Source organism: Streptomyces sp. NPDC094143 (assembly GCF_040303825.1).
GTDB lineage: Bacteria > Actinomycetota > Actinomycetes > Streptomycetales > Streptomycetaceae > Streptomyces.
Window position 1 is genome coordinate 1 of sequence record NZ_JBEOTZ010000057.1, and the last position, 15,685, is coordinate 15,685.

Below are 15,685 nucleotides of genomic sequence, written 5' to 3' on the forward strand. Positions count from 1 at the left end.
GGAGCTCGCCAGGCCGTTGATTCCGGAGGACCGGGTGCGGCCGCAGGGTGGCGGGACCCAGAACACGCCTGATGAGACGCTGTTCGCGGCCTGGCTGGGCGGGACCAGGCTGCTCCTCGGCGGCGGCAAGGACCCGCTCGCCGAGTACCGCGCCGCGCTGCGCCCCTACGAGGAGCTGGACGACCCCGGCGGCGAGGCGCACGCCCAGTGGTTCCTGGGGTCCAACCTGTACGGCGTCGGGGACCTGGGGCCCAGCGAGGAGCTGGTCGAGCGGGCGCTGATGACGTTCCGGTCGCTGGAGGACCGCTGGGGCACGGCGGCGGCGCTGAGCAGCCGGGCGTTCATCGCCAAGCTGCGCGGCGAGTTCGGCGCGCTGCGCAGGTACGGCGAGCAGAGCCTGGAGATCTTCCGCGAACTGGGCGACCGGTGGGGGCAGTTGCGGGCCATGGTGCCGCTGCAGACGCTGGCCGAGGTGGTCGGGGACTACCCGCAGGCCGGGCGGCTGCTGCGCGACGGGCTGCGCATGGCGGAGGACCTGGAGCTGTGGCCCGAGGTGTCGTTCCACCTCTCGGGGCTGGGCCGGATCTCCCTGCTCACCCGGGACTACGCGATGGCCCGGGAGTACCACGAGCGGGCCCGGCGGCTCGCCGTGGAGCAGTCGGACGACTTCGGCGAGCAGTTCGCCGAGATGGGACTCGCCATGGGGGCCCGCCGGGAGGGCGACCTGGACACCGCCGAGCGTCACCTGCGCAACGTGCTCGACGTCCACCGGCGCATGGGCTACCAGCCCGGCGTGCCCTCGCTGATCCTCGCCGAGCTCGGGTTCGTCGCGGAGTTGCGCGGTGACCCGCGGACCGCCCTGGAGTTGCAGCGGGACGGCCTGAGGGTGGCGCGGGAGTCGGGTGATCCCCGCGCGGTCGCCCTGGGTCTGGAGGGTCTGGCCGGGGCGCAGCTCCTGGCGGGCCGCCCCGAGCGGGCGGCGTGCCTGCTCGGCGCGGCCGCCGCGGCGCGGGCACGCGTGGGCACTCCCCTGCCCGAGGGCGAGCGGGACGACGTGGACCGGATCGCGGCGGGCGCCCGTGAGCGGCTGGGCGAGGAGCGGTTCACCGCCGCCTACGAACGGGGCGGAACGCTGAGCCCCGAGGAGGCGGCGCAGGAGACGCCGGCCGGCGAGCAGGTGTGACCCACGGGCCGTGCGGCCGGGCACGTGCCTGGGCCCGCACGGCGCCGACCGCCGTGCCCGGCCCCGTGCACCGGCTCGGCGCCCCGCCTCCCGTGCCCCGCGGCGCCGGCCGGATTGCCCTTCCGGCATGGGTGAATAGCACAGAGTGCGTCATGCCCAGCAGGACATGACAGAGTCCCAGAACATATCGACGGACCTCCACGGCGGCGCCGTTAGCCTCACTTACGCACTCCCGGAAAATCCTACGGACATCACCCATTGGCCGAAGAATCGATCCGGAAGGACAAAGTGAAGGCTCTCGTATTGTCCGGCGGGATGGGAACCCGGCTTCGGCCCTTCACCTATTCCACGCCGAAACAGCTGATTCCGGTCGCCGGCAAGGCGGTCCTGGAACATGTCATCGACAACATCCTGGCTGCGGGCATCACCGATATCGGCGTGATCGTCGGCGACCGGTCGGAGAAGATCCGCGAGGTGATGGGCGACGGGTCCCGGTTCGGCGCCCGCATCACCTACATCCACCAGGCACAGCCCCTCGGGCTGGCCCACTGCGTGCTGATCGCCCGGGAATTCCTGGGTGCCGACGATTTCCTGATGTACCTCGGCGACAACATTCTGGCGGAGGGGATCACGGAAATCGCGCGGACTTTCACCGCGCAGCGGCCGGACGCCCAGATCGTCGTCCAGAAAGTCGCCGATCCGCGGACTTTCGGGGTCGCCGAGATCGACGAGTCGGCCACGGTGACCCGGCTGGCCGAGAAACCGGCCGTACCGCGCAGCGATCTCGCCCTGATCGGCGTCTACTTTTTCACTCCGGCCATTCACCGGGCGGTCGACCGCATCCGGCCGAGTGCGCGCGGGGAGCTGGAGATCACCGACGCAATCCAGTGGCTCGTGGAGGACGGAGCCCGTGTGAAGGCGAGCCAGTACTTCGGTTTCTGGGCCGACACCGGGAACGTCGAGGCCGTCCTCGAATCCAACCGCAGGCTGCTGGACGAGGTGCGCCCGCAGCGGCGCGGCGAGGTGGACGACGCCAGCGTACTGACCGGTCCGGTGGTGCTCTCCCCGGGTGCGCGCGTGGTGCGCTCCCGCATCGAGGGGCCGGCGTACATCGGCCCCGGGAGCGTGGTGGAGGACAGCCACCTCGGGCGCTACACCGCGATCGGCGCCGGCTGCGCGGTGCGGCGCACGCTCATCGAGGACTCGATCGTGCAGGACGGGTCCTCACTGTCGGACCTGCGCAGGCTGAGCGGCTCGCTCATCGGCAGGACCGCCTCGGTGACGGCCACCCGCCGGCACCGGCTGATCGTCGGAGACGACTCCCGGGTGGAGGTCGCATCATGAGAATCCTGGTCACGGGCGGCGCCGGCTTCATCGGCTCGCACTATGTGCGCGCCGTGCTCGACGACCGTTATCCGCAGGCCGTCGGCGCCCGGGTCACCGTCGTCGACAAGCTGACCTACAGCGGCAACCTCGCCAACCTGCCGGTCGGCGCGGAGCGTCTGGACTTCGTCCACGGCGACATCTGCGACGCCGGGCTGCTGCGGGAGCTGCTGCCCGGCCACGACTCGGTCGTGCACTTCGCGGCCGAGTCGCACGTCGACCGCTCCGTGGCGGCCGCCGCCGACTTCATTCGCACCAACGTCATGGGCACCCAGGTGCTGCTCGACTGCGCGCGCCTCGCCGGCGTGGAGCGGATCGTGCACGTCTCCACCGACGAGGTCTACGGGTCGATCGCGTCCGGGTCGTGGACCGAGACCTGGCCGCTGGCGCCCAACTCGCCGTACGCGGCGTCCAAGGCCGCCTCCGACCTCGTGGTCCGCTCCTACTGGCGCACCCACGGGCTGGACGTGTCGATCACTCGCTGTTCCAACAACTACGGCCCTTACCAGCACACCGAGAAGCTCATCCCGCTCTTCGTCACCAACCTCCTTCAGGGCAAGCCGGTGCCGCTGTACGGGGACGGGCACAACGTCCGCGAGTGGATCCACGTCGAGGACCACTGCCGCGCCGTGGAGATGGTGCGCGCCAAGGGCCGGGCCGGGGAGATCTACAACGTGGGAGGGGGTGTCGAGCGCACCAACCTGGAGCTCACCCACCAGCTGCTGGAGCTGTGCGGCGCCGACGCGTCCGCCGTCCGCCGGGTGGCCGACCGGCTGGGGCACGACGACCGCTACTCCCTCGACGGTACGAAGATCCGCGAGGAGCTGGGCTTCGAGCCTGCGGTGCCGTTCGAGCGCGGTCTGCGCGAGACCGTCGACTGGTACCGGGACCACCCCGGCTGGTGGCAGGACGTCAAGCGCGCCGCCACCTCGGAGGCGGCCCGATGAGCGCGCCGGCGCCGGCCCTGCGCAGCCGCGACGAGCAGGCGGCCGGACCGGACCGCCTCATCCGCTCGGTGCTCACCGCGCACGGCCGCGGTCCGCGTACCGAGGAGTTCGTGCCGTGGCTGGCGGAGCGCACGCGGACCCACCGGTACCGGGTGGAGCGCATCCCGTTCGCCGACCTCGACAGCTGGTCCTTCGCCCCGGGGACCGGCAACCTCGTGCACCGCAGCGGCCGGTTCTTCACGGTGGAGGGCATCCACGTCACCCATCCCGAGAACCCGGTCCCGGAGTGGCGCCAGCCAATCATCAACCAGCCGGAGGTCGGCATCCTGGGCATCCTGGCCAAGGAGTTCGACGGCGTCCTGCACTTCCTGATGCAGGCGAAGATGGAGCCGGGCAACCCCAACCTGGTGCAGTTGTCGCCGACCGTGCAGGCGACCCGCAGCAACTACACGAAGGTGCACCGGGGCGCGGACGTGAAGTACCTCGAGTACTTCCTGAACGTACCGCCGGAGCGGGTGATCGCCGATGTGCTCCAGTCGGAGCACGGCTCGTGGTTCCTGCGCAAGGCCAACCGGAACATGCTGGTGGAGGCGGCGGGCGAGGTCCCGCTGGAGGACGGTTTCTGCTGGCTGACCCTCGGGCAGATCGGGGGGCTGCTGCGCCTGGACAACGTGGTGAACATGGACGCGCGTACCGTCCTCGCCTGCGCCCCGGTGCAGCCGGCCGAGACCGGAGCGCTCCATTCCGACCTGGGGCTGCTGTCCTGGATCACCGCCGAGCGCGCCCGCCACGACCGCCGGGTGCGGTCGGTGCCGCTCGCCGAGGTGACGAACTGGGTGCGCGGCGACTGGTCCATCGATCATGTGCCGGAAGGCTACTTCCGAGTGATGGCGGTCGCGGTGGAGGCCGCCGGCCGGGAAGTCGCGCAGTGGACCCAGCCATTGATCGAACCGCTCGGTCTCGGGGTCACGGCGTTCGTGACCCGTCGCTTCGGCGGTGTCCCGCACCTGCTCGTGCGGGCCCTCCCGGAGGGTGGCCTCATGGAGACGCTGGAGCTGGCGCCGACGGTGCAGTGCGTGCCGGACAATTACCGCCATCTCGCCCCGGCACAGCGCCCGCGCTTCCTCGACCTGGTGCTCGGCGCCGACGAGAAGCAGATCCGCTACGAGGCGGTGCACTCCGAGGAGGGCGGCCGCTTCTATCACGCGCAGAGCCGTTACCTGTTCGTCGAGGCGGACGAGTCGCAGGCACCCACCGAGCCGCCTGCGGGGTTCTGCTGGATCACGCCCGGGCAGCTCAACGCGCTGGTGCGGCACAGCCGGTACGTCAACGTGCAGGCACGTTCACTGCTCGCCTGTCTCAACACCGCCGCGGTGACGCTCTGAGGGGGCGTCCCCGGCCCGACAGTAAGGACTCACTTCATGGCGGCTGCGGGTATGCAAGTGGCCCCCGAAGCAGGCGTTCTGCAGCGACTCGGCAGATACGCCAGGCTGGTCAAGTTCCAGTTCGTCCTCGACTTCCTCCTCGCGCTGCTCATCGTGTGGACGGCGATGGAGCCGGGCGCCCGCCTGGACGGGCAGGTGCTCCTGACGCTGCTGGTGTTCGCACTGGGGAAGGTGGGCGTGCTGTCCGCGGTCATGACGCTGGACGACGTGACCGGCGTCAAGGACGGCAGCGACACGGCGAACTACCTCTCCGACGGCAACACCGAGCTGCGGCCGCTCAAGCGCAAGCCGCTGCTCACCGGCGAGCTCACCGTGCACCAGGCGCAGCGGTTCGGGTACGTGGCCCTGGGGTGGGGGGCGCTGTGGTGGCTGGTGGCGGTGCTCGCGGCACCGCACGCGCCCGTGTGGGGTGTCGTGGTCACCACGCTGCTGTTCGTCTTCAGCCCGCAGTACTCGTGGGGTCTGAAGCTCAGCTACGTCGGGCTCGGTGAGCTGCTGCTGCTCTTCTCGGCCACGGCGTTCGTGCTGTCCCCCTACTCCCTCACCGCCGGTGACCTTCCCGCGCTGGTGCTGGTGGAGGCGCTGCTGTTCGGGTTCGGGCAGCTGCTGATATCCGGTTACTCCAACACCCAGGACATCGACGGGGACGCGACGGTGGGCCGGCGCACCGTCGCGGTGATGACGTCGAAGCGCGGCAACCAGGTGTTCCTGGGGGCGCTGACGGCGGTGAACCTGCTGGTGATCCTCGGGCCGTACGCCGCGGGGTGGATTCCCGGCTGGTTCGTGGTGGCGACCGTGCCACTGATGGCGCTGCGGCTGCGCCAGTACGTCTCCTTCCTGCGCGACGGCCACGCGCTGCTGGCGCGCTCCCGTGGCGTGGTGGTCTTCCGGACGACCGTCGCCTGTGTGCTGCTGTTCAACGTGGCGCACCACTGGTTCTGAGCGTGGGGGGCCCGGTACGCGGAGCAGTGGCAGCACCGCCGCTCCGCCTACCGGGCCCCGCCTTTGACGCCTGTCCCGGCTCTCTAGACCCGGGAGGCGCGCGCGCCGGTGGGACGCAAGGCCGTCGGCCGGCTCCGGCGGGCGGAGTCCTGCTTGGACATCCAGCTGGCGACCTGGACCCGTGAGGTGCACGCCAGCTTGCGCATGATCTTGCGCACATGGTTCACGGCCGTCCACTCGGCGATGCCGAGGCGGCGGGCTATCTCCCGGTTGGTGAGGCCGCCTGCCACCAGTTCGGCCACCTCCCGCTCCCGCGGGGTGAGCGGGTTGAGGGCGCCGTCCGGTGTGTGGTCCGGCTCGACGCTCTCGGAAGGGGTCAGCACGGCGGCGACCGCGGCCTCCGGCGGCGACTGCCGGCCCTCGGCGGCGAGCTCCGCGGCCTCCTCCTCGCCCAGGCGTACCCGGGTGAGGGCGGTGACCGCGTCCACCTCCATGCGCACGGGGGCGGGCGCGACGCAACCGGTGGCGGCCCGGATGCCCGCCGCCGCTCCCAGGGCCCGTGCCGCCCGGCGCCAGGTCTCCATCGACTGGCCCCGGCTGCGGGTGAGCAGGAGCGTGAACTTCTCCAGGCCGAGCGCGCACAGCGCCAGGTGCCTCAGCTCGGCGATGTCCCGCAGGGCGGATCGGTACAGGTCGACGGCGCCGTCCTGGTCGCCCAGGGCGAAGGCCACGTCACCCAGGACGAGACGGGTGAGCGCGATGTTGCGGACGTCCCGCTGCCGCTGGAAGAACTCCAGCGCCTCCTCGGCGAGTCTGCGCGCGCAGGCCGCGTCGCCCTCGGCGCGGCGGACCTCCGCGAGGACGCGCAGCACCTCGGCGTGTTCCGCCCGGTCGTCGTCCGTGGCGGCGGCCACGCAGTCCTCGAGACGGCGGTCGGCCTCGGCCAGGTCCCCGCGCCGCAGTGCGACGAGCCCGGCGCCGCGCATGCAGGCGGCGACCCCGGCGGCATCGCCGAGTTCCTCGTACGCGGCACGGGCCTTGCCGAGGCAGTCCTCGGCCGCCGTCATCTCGCCGGCGCCCAGCAGGAGTTCGGCGAGCGTCAGGCGCCCCCTGGCCTGCTGGGCCAGGGTGAGACCGCCGGCGTCGTCGAGTCCGGCCCGCAGCCGGGTGATGCCCTCCCTGATCTCCCCGCGGGCCTGCCAGTACTCGCGCAGGTTCACGGCGATCGTGACCAGGTCCGCGGTGTGACCGGTGCGCGCGAGGAAGTCCAGGGCGCTGGTGAGGTCCTGCCGCCAGTAGTCGATCACGAGCAACCACCGGCTCTGGTCGGGGCCGCGCAGCCCGCTCCCGGCGCTCTCGGTGAGGTCGACGCAGAACGCGGCGTGCGCCGCGGAGAGCTCCCGGTCCTCCCCCAGCGTGTGCGCCTCCTCCAGCAGGAACTGCCGGGTGAGGCCGAGCATGGAGATGATGAGCTCGCCGTCGGAGCACTCCTCGGTGTGCAGCAGGCTCCTGTCGACGAACGTCTCCAGCAGGCGCTGGAGTTCGCTGACACCCCCCGACCACAGCGCCTGGGCGGTGGGCAGGTCGAAGGCCCGGTGGAACACGGCGAGCCGTCTGAGCAGGGCCCGCTCGTCCTGGTCCAGCGTGTCGAGCTGGCGGGCGATGGCGGCGCCCATGCTGCGGTGCCGGGACAGGGTGTCGAACTCGGTCCCGGACAGGGCGTCGAGGCTGGTGTCGAGTTCGTCCAGGAGGCGCTGCGGGGAGAGCATCTTCATGCGGGACGCCGCGAACTCGATGGCCATCGGCAGGCCGTCGGTACGGCGGCAGAGCCGGACCACCGCGTCGCGGTTGTGCTCGGTGAGCGCGAAATTGGGGCGGCTCACGACGGTGCGTTCCACGAACAGCTTGACCGAGGGGATCTCCCGCAGCTCGTCCAGGTCCGGCTCCCGGTCTGCCGGGGGCAGCTCCAGCGGGCGCAGGCGCAGCAGCACCTCGCCGTAGATGCCGAGTCGTTCGTTCCCGGTCATCAGGACGGTGAGCCCGGGGCAGTCGTTGACCAGGCGGGTGACGGCCGGTACGAGCGCGGCGCGCATCCGGTCGCAGCCGTCCAGTAGGAGCAGGGACCGGCGGGGCTGGAAGTAGGCGCGCAGCAGGGGGTGCACGGGCCGGCCGGTGCCGGTCTCCAGGCCGAGGATCTGCGCGAGCAGCATCTCGGGGTCCTGGCCGGGGCGGACGTCGTTCAGGTCGACGGCCCAGCCGCCGTCCTCGAAGGACTGGGCGACGTCGGCGTACGCGGCCGCGGCGAACCGGCTCTTGCCGACTCCGGCGGGGCCGGTGACGGTGACGACGCGGACGGCCGGGTTGCCGAGGAGTCCGCGCAGTTCGGCCCGCTCCTCCTGCCGGCCCACGAGGGAGCGGTTGGCGACGGTGAGCAGACCCGGTCCGCCGGCGCTGAGGTCGTCAAGGGTGGTGCTCGGACTGATCGGGTACATGGGCAACCCCTATGGATCAACGGACACACGTGATGGATCGATCCCGCTGATTTCCGGCAAGCTCGTGCGCAGGACGAGCCGAGGTGTTCCTCGCCGTGCCTACGGTGACCCGGCGCGGGAGCACCTCGGGGGAGCCGGAGGAACGTCGCTGTCTCGGGACGGCGGGACGGGAACCGCGCCGTGGCCGGGGAGCCGGACGCCCCGTCCCGGCCTGCCGGGCACAGCAACTCCCGTCCGTGGTCGCGCGCGACACCTGCCGCACACCACGTGCAGTCACCCCCGTTTCCATCCTGTTCCGGACAGTGCCACGGTAAGTTAGTCGCGCGCTTGAGCGAATTGTTTCCAGCCGACCATCTCCGGCCATCCCTTCCCGCGGAACGGTGCGACCCGTTTTCGGTGCCGCTCAACACCCCCGGGTCACTTGTGCGTTCCCTGCCGTCGAACCGTTGCCCGAGCCGGCGGCGCGCCGTCGCAGACGCGAGCGGGGCACGGCTGGTTGGCGCAAAACCTTCCTGAAAGACCACGGAGAATGTCAACTCCCCGGCACGCGACGACGGCCCGCGGGCGACCCGCGGACCGTCGTCGGCACGAAGGAGGCGTGGGGTCAGGACGGGGTGACGATCACCGGGCCCGCCCCGTCGACCGACTCGCCGCGCTCCTCCGCGATCCGCACGGCCTCCTCCACCAGCGTCTCGACGATCTGCGACTCCGGAACGGTCTTGATCACCTTCCCCTTCACGAAGATCTGCCCCTTGCCGTTGCCTGACGCCACGCCCAAATCGGCCTCCCTGGCCTCGCCCGGCCCGTTCACGACACAGCCCATGACGGCCACCCGGAGCGCCGCGGGGAACCCCTCCAGCGCCGCCGAGACCTTCTCCGCCAGGGTGTGCACGTCCACCTGGGCCCGCCCGCAGGAGGGGCAGGAGACGATGTCCAGACCCCGCTCGCGCAGAGCCAGCGCCTCCAGGATCTGCGTGCCGACCTTTACCTCCTCCACCGGCGGCGCCGACAGGGAGACCCGGATGGTGTCGCCGATCCCCTCGGACAACAGCGCTCCGAACGCCACCGCGGACTTGATCGTGCCCTGGAAGGCCGGGCCGGCCTCGGTCACCCCGAGGTGCAGGGGGTAGTCGCAGCGCTGGGCGAGCAGCCGGTACGCGGCGATCATGACCACGGGGTCGTTGTGCTTGACCGAGATCTTGATGTCGCGGAAGCCGTGCTCCTCGAAGAGAGAGCACTCCCACAGCGCCGACTCGACCAGCGCCTCCGGAGTGGCCCTGCCGTACTTCTCGAGCAGCCGGCGGTCCAGCGAGCCGGCGTTGACGCCGATGCGGATCGGGATGCCGGCGTTCGCCGCCTCCTTGGCGATCTCACCGACCCTGTCGTCGAACTTCTTGATGTTCCCCGGGTTGACGCGCACGGCGGCACACCCGGCGTCGATGGCCGCGAACACGTACTTGGGCTGGAAGTGGATATCGGCGATCACCGGGATCGGCGACTTCCGGGCGATGGCGGGCAGCGCGGCCACGTCGTCGGCGGAGGGGACCGCGACCCGGACGATCTGGCAACCCGCCGCCGTCAGTTCGGCGATCTGCTGCAGCGTGGCGTTGACGTCCGCGGTCACGGTCGTCGTCATGGACTGCACCGACACCGGCGCGTCCCCGCCGACCGGCACTGAACCCACCATGATCTGGCGGGACTTGCGTCGCCGGGCCAGCGGCGGCAGAACCGCCTCCGGCCTGACCGACGGCATTCCGAGACCGACCGTCGTCATCGTGTCTCTCCTCCGCGTTCCTGGTCGATGAGGCGGGCCATCTCCCGCTGATAGTCGACACTTCCGCTGTTGATGCGGTCCTCCGCCGGACCGCTGATCTCCTCCACCACGGCCCTGGTGATGTCCTGCGCGGTCAGTCCGCAGCCGGAGAGCACCTCGGCGCGGCTGCCGTGCTCGAGAAAGCGCCGGGGGATGCCGAACTCCCGCGTCGGCGTGCGCACCCCTTCGTCGCGCAGGAACTGGGCGATGGTCGAACCCACGCCCCCCGTGCGGCTGTTGTCCTCCACGGTGATGGCGAGGCGGTGCCGGCGCGCCATGTCGGCGAGCGTCGGGTTGACCGGCGTCACCCAGCGCGGGTCGACGACTGTCGCGCCGATGCCCTGCGCCCCCAGCACCTCGGCCACCTGCAGCGCCACCGGGGCCAGCGCTCCGACCGAGACGATCAGCACGTCGAGCGGTCCCGCGCGGTGCAGTACGTCGGTGCCGCCGAACGTCGTCTCGGCGGGGATGTCGTCGCCCGTCGGGCCCTTGGGGAAGCGCACCAGCGTCGGGCCCTCCTCCCACTCGACGGCCTCCGCGAGCAGCTCGGCGAGGCGGGCGCCGTCCCGCGGGGCGGCGATCCGCAGCCCCGGCACCACCTGGAGCACCGACAGGTCCCACATACCGTTGTGGCTGGGACCGTCGTCGCCGGTGACACCGGACCGGTCGAGGACGAACGTCACGGCCCTGCGGTGCAGTGCCACGTCCATCAGCAACTGGTCGAAGGCGCGGTTGACGAAGGTGGAGTAGATGGCGACGACCGGGTGGACGCCGCCCAGGGACATGCCCGCGGCCATGGTGACCGCGTGCTGCTCCGCGATGCCGACGTCGATGACCCGCTTCGGGAAGCGCTCCTGCATCGGCAGCAGCCCCGTCGGCTCCAGCATGGCCGCCGTGATCGCCACGACGTCCGGCCGGCGCTCGGCGACGCGGACGAGTTCGCGTCCGAAGACGGAGGTGAACGACGGCCCGGCGGAACCCTTCAGCGGCCGGCCCGTCTCGGGGTCCATCGGCTTGATGGCGTGGCCCCGGTCCAGCTCGTTCTGCTCCGTCACCGTGTACCCGCGGCCCTTCTCGGTGACCACGTGCACGACGACGGGCCTGCGCAGGTCCCGTGCGCGGCGCAGCGTCTCCTCCAGCACCGGCACGTCGTGCCCGTCGACCGGGCCGAGGTAGGCCAGGCCCAGCTGTTCGAACAGGCCGGGGACGCCCTGCTGTCCGGCACGCAGCTCCCCCAGGTGGTCGGCGAAGCCGCCCCGGGTGAGGGCGTAGGAGCGCTGGTTGTCGTTGAGCACGATGACCAACGGCCGGTCCGGTCCGCCCGCGATGTTGTTCAGGGCCTCCCACGCCATGCCGCCGGTCATCGCCCCGTCGCCGATGACGGCGACCACGGCCCGGTCGGTGCGCCCTTGGTGGGCGTCGGCGCGCGCCAGGCCGTCGGCGTACGACAGCGCCGTGGACGCGTGGGAGTTCCCCACCAGGTCGTGCTCGGACTCCGCCGGGTTCGGGTAGCCGGACAGGCCGCCCTGCCGGCGCAGCCGGTCGAACCCGGCCGCCCGTCCGGTGACGATCTTGTGCACGTACGCCTGGTGACCGGTGTCCCACAGCAGCCGGTCGCGGGGCGAGTCGAAGACCCGGTGCAGGGCGAGGGTCAGCTCCACCACCCCGAGGTTGGGGCCGAGGTGTCCGCCGGTCGCACAGACCCGGTCGACGAGGAAGGCGCGAATCTCCGCGGCGAGTGTGACCAGTTCCTCCGCGCTCAGTTCCCGCAGGCGCTCCGGTCCGTGCACGGTCTCCAGCAACGACATGCGATCACCGGTCCCGGTAGGCGACTTCGAGGGCCATCTCACTCAGTTCCGCCCGCCACACCGGTTCTATCGCGGCCTGGTCGAGGGCCGCGCCGGCGCGTTCCACGAGCACGTCGATGCGCTCTTCGATCCGGGTCCTGCTCTCGCCGAGCAGGTCGAGCAGCGCCGCGGTGTCCCATTCGGGGCGATTGACGAGCAGGCGCACCTGCTGGTCGCGCTCCGCGGCCTCGGCGAGGAGCAGCGTCATCTTGTGCTGCTCCAGGTCAAGTCCGACCGGCTTGCCGGCCACCGTGCTGTCGCCGAACGCGCCGATGAGGTCGTCGCGCAGCTGGAAGGCGAGTCCGAGGCACTCGCCGTACTCCTCGAACGCGGCCGTCAGGTCGGGCCGTCCGGCGAGCGCGGCGCCCAGCAGCAGGGGACGCGTGATGCTGTAGCGGCCGGACTTGCAGATCGCGATCCACCGCGACAGCTCCGGCGCGATCACCCCCTCCGCGGCCACGGCCACGTCCAGGTGCTGGCCGATCTGGATCTCGGTGACCATCTCGCCCCACACGTCACGGGCGCTCGGCGGCAGATCGCGGGTGAGGCGGTCGGCATAGAGCATGGCCAGCACACCGGAGATCAGGGCCACGCCCTCGCCGTAGCGGCGTGACTCGCCCCGCCAGCCGCGCTCCGCGTGGACCGTGGCGTGCCGGACGTGCGCCGCGGGGGCCCCGCGGCGGGTGTCGGAGGCGTCGAGCACGTCGTCGTGCAGCAGCGCGCCGGTGTGGATCAGCTCGATGGCGGAGGCGGCGTCCGCCACCGCCGGGTCCTCGGGGTCGCCTCCCGCGGCCAGGTACCCCGTCACGCAGAAGGCGGGGCGCAGCCGCTTGCCGCCCGCGTCGACCAGGGAGGTCACCGTGTCCACGGGCACCGCGCCCCGTTCGTCGACACCGCTCCAGCGGGCGCGTTCGTCGGCGAGGAGCTCGCCGAGGCGTCGCTCGGCCCTGCGCAGCACCTCGGCACGGGCGTCGCGCACTGTGAGCCGGTCTGTCACCGCGGTCGTCATCAATTGCCCCCTTCCCTGTCCGGCCGGTCAGCCGGCCTTCGCCGTGTCGATGAGGTGCGTCGGCGGATGAAAGACCACGTCCTCCTGCGCCACCTGCTCGATCTCGATATCGCGGTAACCGAATTCCGCGAGCCTTTTCAGAACCTGGTCGACGAGGATTTCCGGGGCACTGGCACCTGCGCTCAGGCCCACCACCGACACTCCTTCAAGCCAGCTCTCGTCGAATTCCGTGACGTCCGGGACAAGATAGGCGGGAACACCGAGCCGCCGCGCCACCTCGACCATCCGCAGCGAATTGCTGGAATTCCGGGAACCGACCACGAGCATCAGGTCCGAGCGCGGCACGACCTGTTTGACGGCGTCCTGCCTGTTCTGGCTCGCGAAACAGATGTCGTCGGTTCCCGGGCCCCGCAGATCGGTGAAGCGGCGGCGCAGCACCTCGATGATGTCGCGCGTCTCGTCCACCGACAGCGTCGTCTGGGTGAGGAAGGCCACCGGGGTGTCGGCCGGCAGGTCCAGCCGCTCGGCGTCCTCCACGCTCTCCACGATCACCGTGCGGTCGGGCGCGTGCCCGAAGGTCCCCTCGACCTCCTCGTGCCCGGCGTGGCCCACCAGCAGCAGCGTGCGCCCCTCCCGGGCGAACCGCTTGGCCTCCTGATGCACCTTGGACACCAACGGGCAGGTGGCGTCGATCACGTCCAGCCGGCGGGCCTGCGCGTTGCGCCGCACCTGGGGCGAGACGCCGTGCGCGGAGAACACGCACACCGCCCCCTCGGGCACCTCCTCCTCGGAGTCCACGAACCGCACGCCGCGCTGTTCCAGCTGCCGCACCACATAGTGGTTGTGCACGATCTCCTTGCGCACATAAAGCGGAGTTCCATGGCGTTCCAACGCCAGCTCGATAATCGATATGGCCCGGCGCACACCGGCGCAGAAACTGCGCGGTTCCGCGAGGATTACCTTCTTTGTGCGTCCCATTTTCACCCGTCTCCGCTGCGTGGTTCAACTCCCGCAGCAGACTGTGCTGTTCAGCTGTGGCCCCGGTCAACCGTCTCAGGACGCTCGGGCTCGAAGCAGTCATGTACCGAAGGCGCCCCAACCGCTGAACCTTGCTAGGCCCTTGTCATTCATTACGGCTGCCTCCGATTCCTAATGTGGAGCCGACCGCACGGCGTGAATCGAACCGACCGCACGGCGGAATTGAGCGGTCCGCACGGCGTGAAAGGAATCCGACCGAGGAGTCATATGAGTACTGCTCTCATTCGGCCCGAAGCCGTGCTCGGGGATGCGCTCGACGACCTGGGCACGGAGCTGTTTGCGACACTGCGCCGCAGCGACCAGCGGCGCCGTGGCATGGAGTACGTCCACGGACTGCTCTCCACCCGCGGCCGTAAGTCGATACGGAACATGGCGGCGCTGAAGGGCAGCAGCACCGGCCAGAGCCTCCATCACTTCATCTGCAGCTCCACCTGGGACTGGATTCCGGTGCGCCGCTCCCTGGCCGGGTACCTGACCCGCCTCGCGCCGCCGCAGGCCTACGTCGCGCGCCTGATGACGATCCCGAAGGTGGGGCGTCACTCGGTGGGAGTCAGCCGGTACTTCTCGGTCGACGAGGGACAGGCGCTCAACGCCCAGCGTGCCGTGGGGGTGTGGGGCGTCGCCGACACCATCACGGCGCCGTTCAGCTGGCGGCTGTATCTGCCGCAAGCCTGGATCAAGGACGGGCTGCGCCGCAATCAGGCCTCCATCCCGTGCGAGGTGGGGCCCGAGACGCTGGGCGACTGTGTGCTGACGGCCTGCCGGGAGAGCCTGGCCGCCTGGGAGCTGCCGGCGCAGCCGGTCGTCGTCGACATCGAGGAGGCCGACCCCGCCGCCACGGTGCGCGGCCTGCGCGCCATGGGCTTCCCGGCCATGGTGCGGGTCCACGGCGACCTGCCGTTGGCGGTGCACGATCCCGCGCTGACCGGGCACGGCGCGCACCTGCTGACCGCTCCGGAGATCATGCAGGCGGCGCGGGCCCTGTTGCGGCCCATGGCCCGCCTGGAGACCGTCTCACGTTCGCTGCCCGCGGTCCGCAGGACCGCGCTGGTCGCGGCGGTCGGGGTGCGGCTGCCGGGGGCAGGCCCGGGCGGGGCACCGCTGTCGCTGGTCGGTGTGAACGCTCCGGGACGGCGCGGGCCGGCCGAGATGTGGCTGACCGACCTGCCCCATCCGGCCGCCTCGGTGCTGCGCTTCGGCGACGCCGCGCGCCGCGTCGACCGCGACTTCGACGAGGTGACGTGTCAGGTGGGCATCCGTGACTACGTCGGCCGCTCCTACGGCGGCTGGCACCGCCACACCACCCTCGCCTCGGCCGCGCACGCCGTGGCCGTGCTCTCCGCGGCGGCCCCGCAGGCGCGGCAGGCCTCCTGACCCGGTGCGGGGCCGGACCACGGCGACGACGGCAACGGCGGCCGGGGCCGGGCCGGGGCAGCCGTGGCGACGACGGAAGGGGTGACGCCGGGAGCGGACCGGCGGACGGCGAGGCGTGGCGTCGTACGGCACGCCACGAACGGCGCCGCCCGCCCGGGCCGGAGGCCGGGGCGGGCGGCGGTGCGGTGCGGGGGTGTGCGACACGGCCGTGG

Annotated in this window: 10 protein-coding genes and 1 pseudogene; 6 read left to right on the plus strand and 5 right to left on the minus strand. The window is 71.4% G+C overall.

All coding sequences use genetic code 11. The features are described from left to right. The 5 genes and pseudogenes from ABTZ58_RS36835 to ABTZ58_RS36855 all read left to right on the plus strand — a co-directional run. Positions 1–1,183 (plus strand): annotated as a pseudogene (locus tag ABTZ58_RS36835) (AfsR/SARP family transcriptional regulator); the annotation flags it as partial. Between the two features lie 288 nt (positions 1,184–1,471). Continuing rightward, on the plus strand, positions 1,472–2,527 hold the full coding sequence (locus ABTZ58_RS36840) for a glucose-1-phosphate thymidylyltransferase (RefSeq protein WP_351366875.1): 1,056 nt from the start codon (positions 1,472–1,474) through the stop codon (positions 2,525–2,527). Continuing rightward, positions 2,524–3,513, plus strand: a complete 990-nt coding sequence (gene rfbB, locus ABTZ58_RS36845) for a dTDP-glucose 4,6-dehydratase (RefSeq protein ID WP_351366822.1) — start codon at positions 2,524–2,526, stop codon at positions 3,511–3,513. The genes ABTZ58_RS36840 and rfbB overlap by 4 nt, the downstream gene beginning before the upstream one ends. Further along, positions 3,510–4,898, plus strand: a complete 1,389-nt coding sequence (locus ABTZ58_RS36850; RefSeq protein WP_351366825.1) for an NDP-hexose 2,3-dehydratase family protein — start codon at positions 3,510–3,512, stop codon at positions 4,896–4,898. The genes rfbB and ABTZ58_RS36850 overlap by 4 nt, the downstream gene beginning before the upstream one ends. A 36-nt stretch (positions 4,899–4,934) precedes the next feature. After that, positions 4,935–5,900: a UbiA family prenyltransferase gene (locus ABTZ58_RS36855; protein ID WP_351366828.1), complete on the plus strand. Its 966-nt coding sequence runs from the start codon at positions 4,935–4,937 to the stop codon at positions 5,898–5,900. 83 nt (positions 5,901–5,983) lie between these two features. Here ABTZ58_RS36855 and ABTZ58_RS36860 read toward each other — a convergent pair whose 3' ends face one another. The 5 genes from ABTZ58_RS36860 to ispH form a co-directional block, all read right to left on the minus strand. Next, positions 5,984–8,392 carry an ATP-binding protein gene (locus tag ABTZ58_RS36860; RefSeq protein ID WP_351366831.1) on the minus strand — a complete coding sequence of 803 codons (2,409 nt, stop codon included), beginning with the start codon at positions 8,390–8,392 and terminating at the stop codon, positions 5,984–5,986. 604 nt (positions 8,393–8,996) lie between these two features. Beyond that, positions 8,997–10,166 (minus strand): flavodoxin-dependent (E)-4-hydroxy-3-methylbut-2-enyl-diphosphate synthase, encoded by a 1,170-nt coding sequence (ispG, locus tag ABTZ58_RS36865; protein ID WP_351366834.1) that lies wholly within the window; start codon positions 10,164–10,166, stop codon positions 8,997–8,999. Continuing rightward, positions 10,163–12,013 (minus strand): 1-deoxy-D-xylulose-5-phosphate synthase, encoded by a 1,851-nt coding sequence (locus ABTZ58_RS36870; protein ID WP_351366837.1) that lies wholly within the window; start codon positions 12,011–12,013, stop codon positions 10,163–10,165. Before ABTZ58_RS36870 ends, ispG begins: the two co-directional genes overlap by 4 nt. 4 nt (positions 12,014–12,017) lie before the next feature. Then, positions 12,018–13,061 (minus strand): polyprenyl synthetase family protein, encoded by a 1,044-nt coding sequence (locus tag ABTZ58_RS36875; protein ID WP_351366840.1) that lies wholly within the window; start codon positions 13,059–13,061, stop codon positions 12,018–12,020. A 27-nt stretch (positions 13,062–13,088) separates the two neighbouring features. Further along, on the minus strand, positions 13,089–14,039 hold the full coding sequence (gene ispH, locus ABTZ58_RS36880; protein ID WP_351366843.1) for a 4-hydroxy-3-methylbut-2-enyl diphosphate reductase: 951 nt from the start codon (positions 14,037–14,039) through the stop codon (positions 13,089–13,091). A 267-nt stretch (positions 14,040–14,306) separates the two neighbouring features. Here ispH and ABTZ58_RS36885 point away from each other — a divergent pair, with 267 nt between their 5' ends. Beyond that, positions 14,307–15,473 carry an IS701 family transposase gene (locus ABTZ58_RS36885; protein ID WP_351366846.1) on the plus strand — a complete coding sequence of 389 codons (1,167 nt, stop codon included), beginning with the start codon at positions 14,307–14,309 and terminating at the stop codon, positions 15,471–15,473. The last annotated feature ends 212 nt before the right edge of the window (positions 15,474–15,685 follow it).

Coding starts and splice junctions, on each gene's coding strand:
- rfbB (WP_351366822.1), top strand. CDS start 2,524: ATGAGAATCCTGGTCACGGGCGGCGCCGGCTTCATCGGCTCGCACTAT.
- ABTZ58_RS36850 (WP_351366825.1), top strand. CDS start 3,510: ATGAGCGCGCCGGCGCCGGCCCTGCGCAGCCGCGACGAGCAGGCGGCC.
- ABTZ58_RS36855 (WP_351366828.1), top strand. CDS start 4,935: ATGGCGGCTGCGGGTATGCAAGTGGCCCCCGAAGCAGGCGTTCTGCAG.
- ABTZ58_RS36860 (WP_351366831.1), bottom strand. CDS start 8,392: ATGTACCCGATCAGTCCGAGCACCACCCTTGACGACCTCAGCGCCGGC.
- ispG (WP_351366834.1), bottom strand. CDS start 10,166: ATGACGACGGTCGGTCTCGGAATGCCGTCGGTCAGGCCGGAGGCGGTT.
- ABTZ58_RS36870 (WP_351366837.1), bottom strand. CDS start 12,013: ATGTCGTTGCTGGAGACCGTGCACGGACCGGAGCGCCTGCGGGAACTG.
- ABTZ58_RS36875 (WP_351366840.1), bottom strand. CDS start 13,061: ATGACGACCGCGGTGACAGACCGGCTCACAGTGCGCGACGCCCGTGCC.
- ispH (WP_351366843.1), bottom strand. CDS start 14,039: ATGGGACGCACAAAGAAGGTAATCCTCGCGGAACCGCGCAGTTTCTGC.
- ABTZ58_RS36885 (WP_351366846.1), top strand. CDS start 14,307: ATGAGTACTGCTCTCATTCGGCCCGAAGCCGTGCTCGGGGATGCGCTC.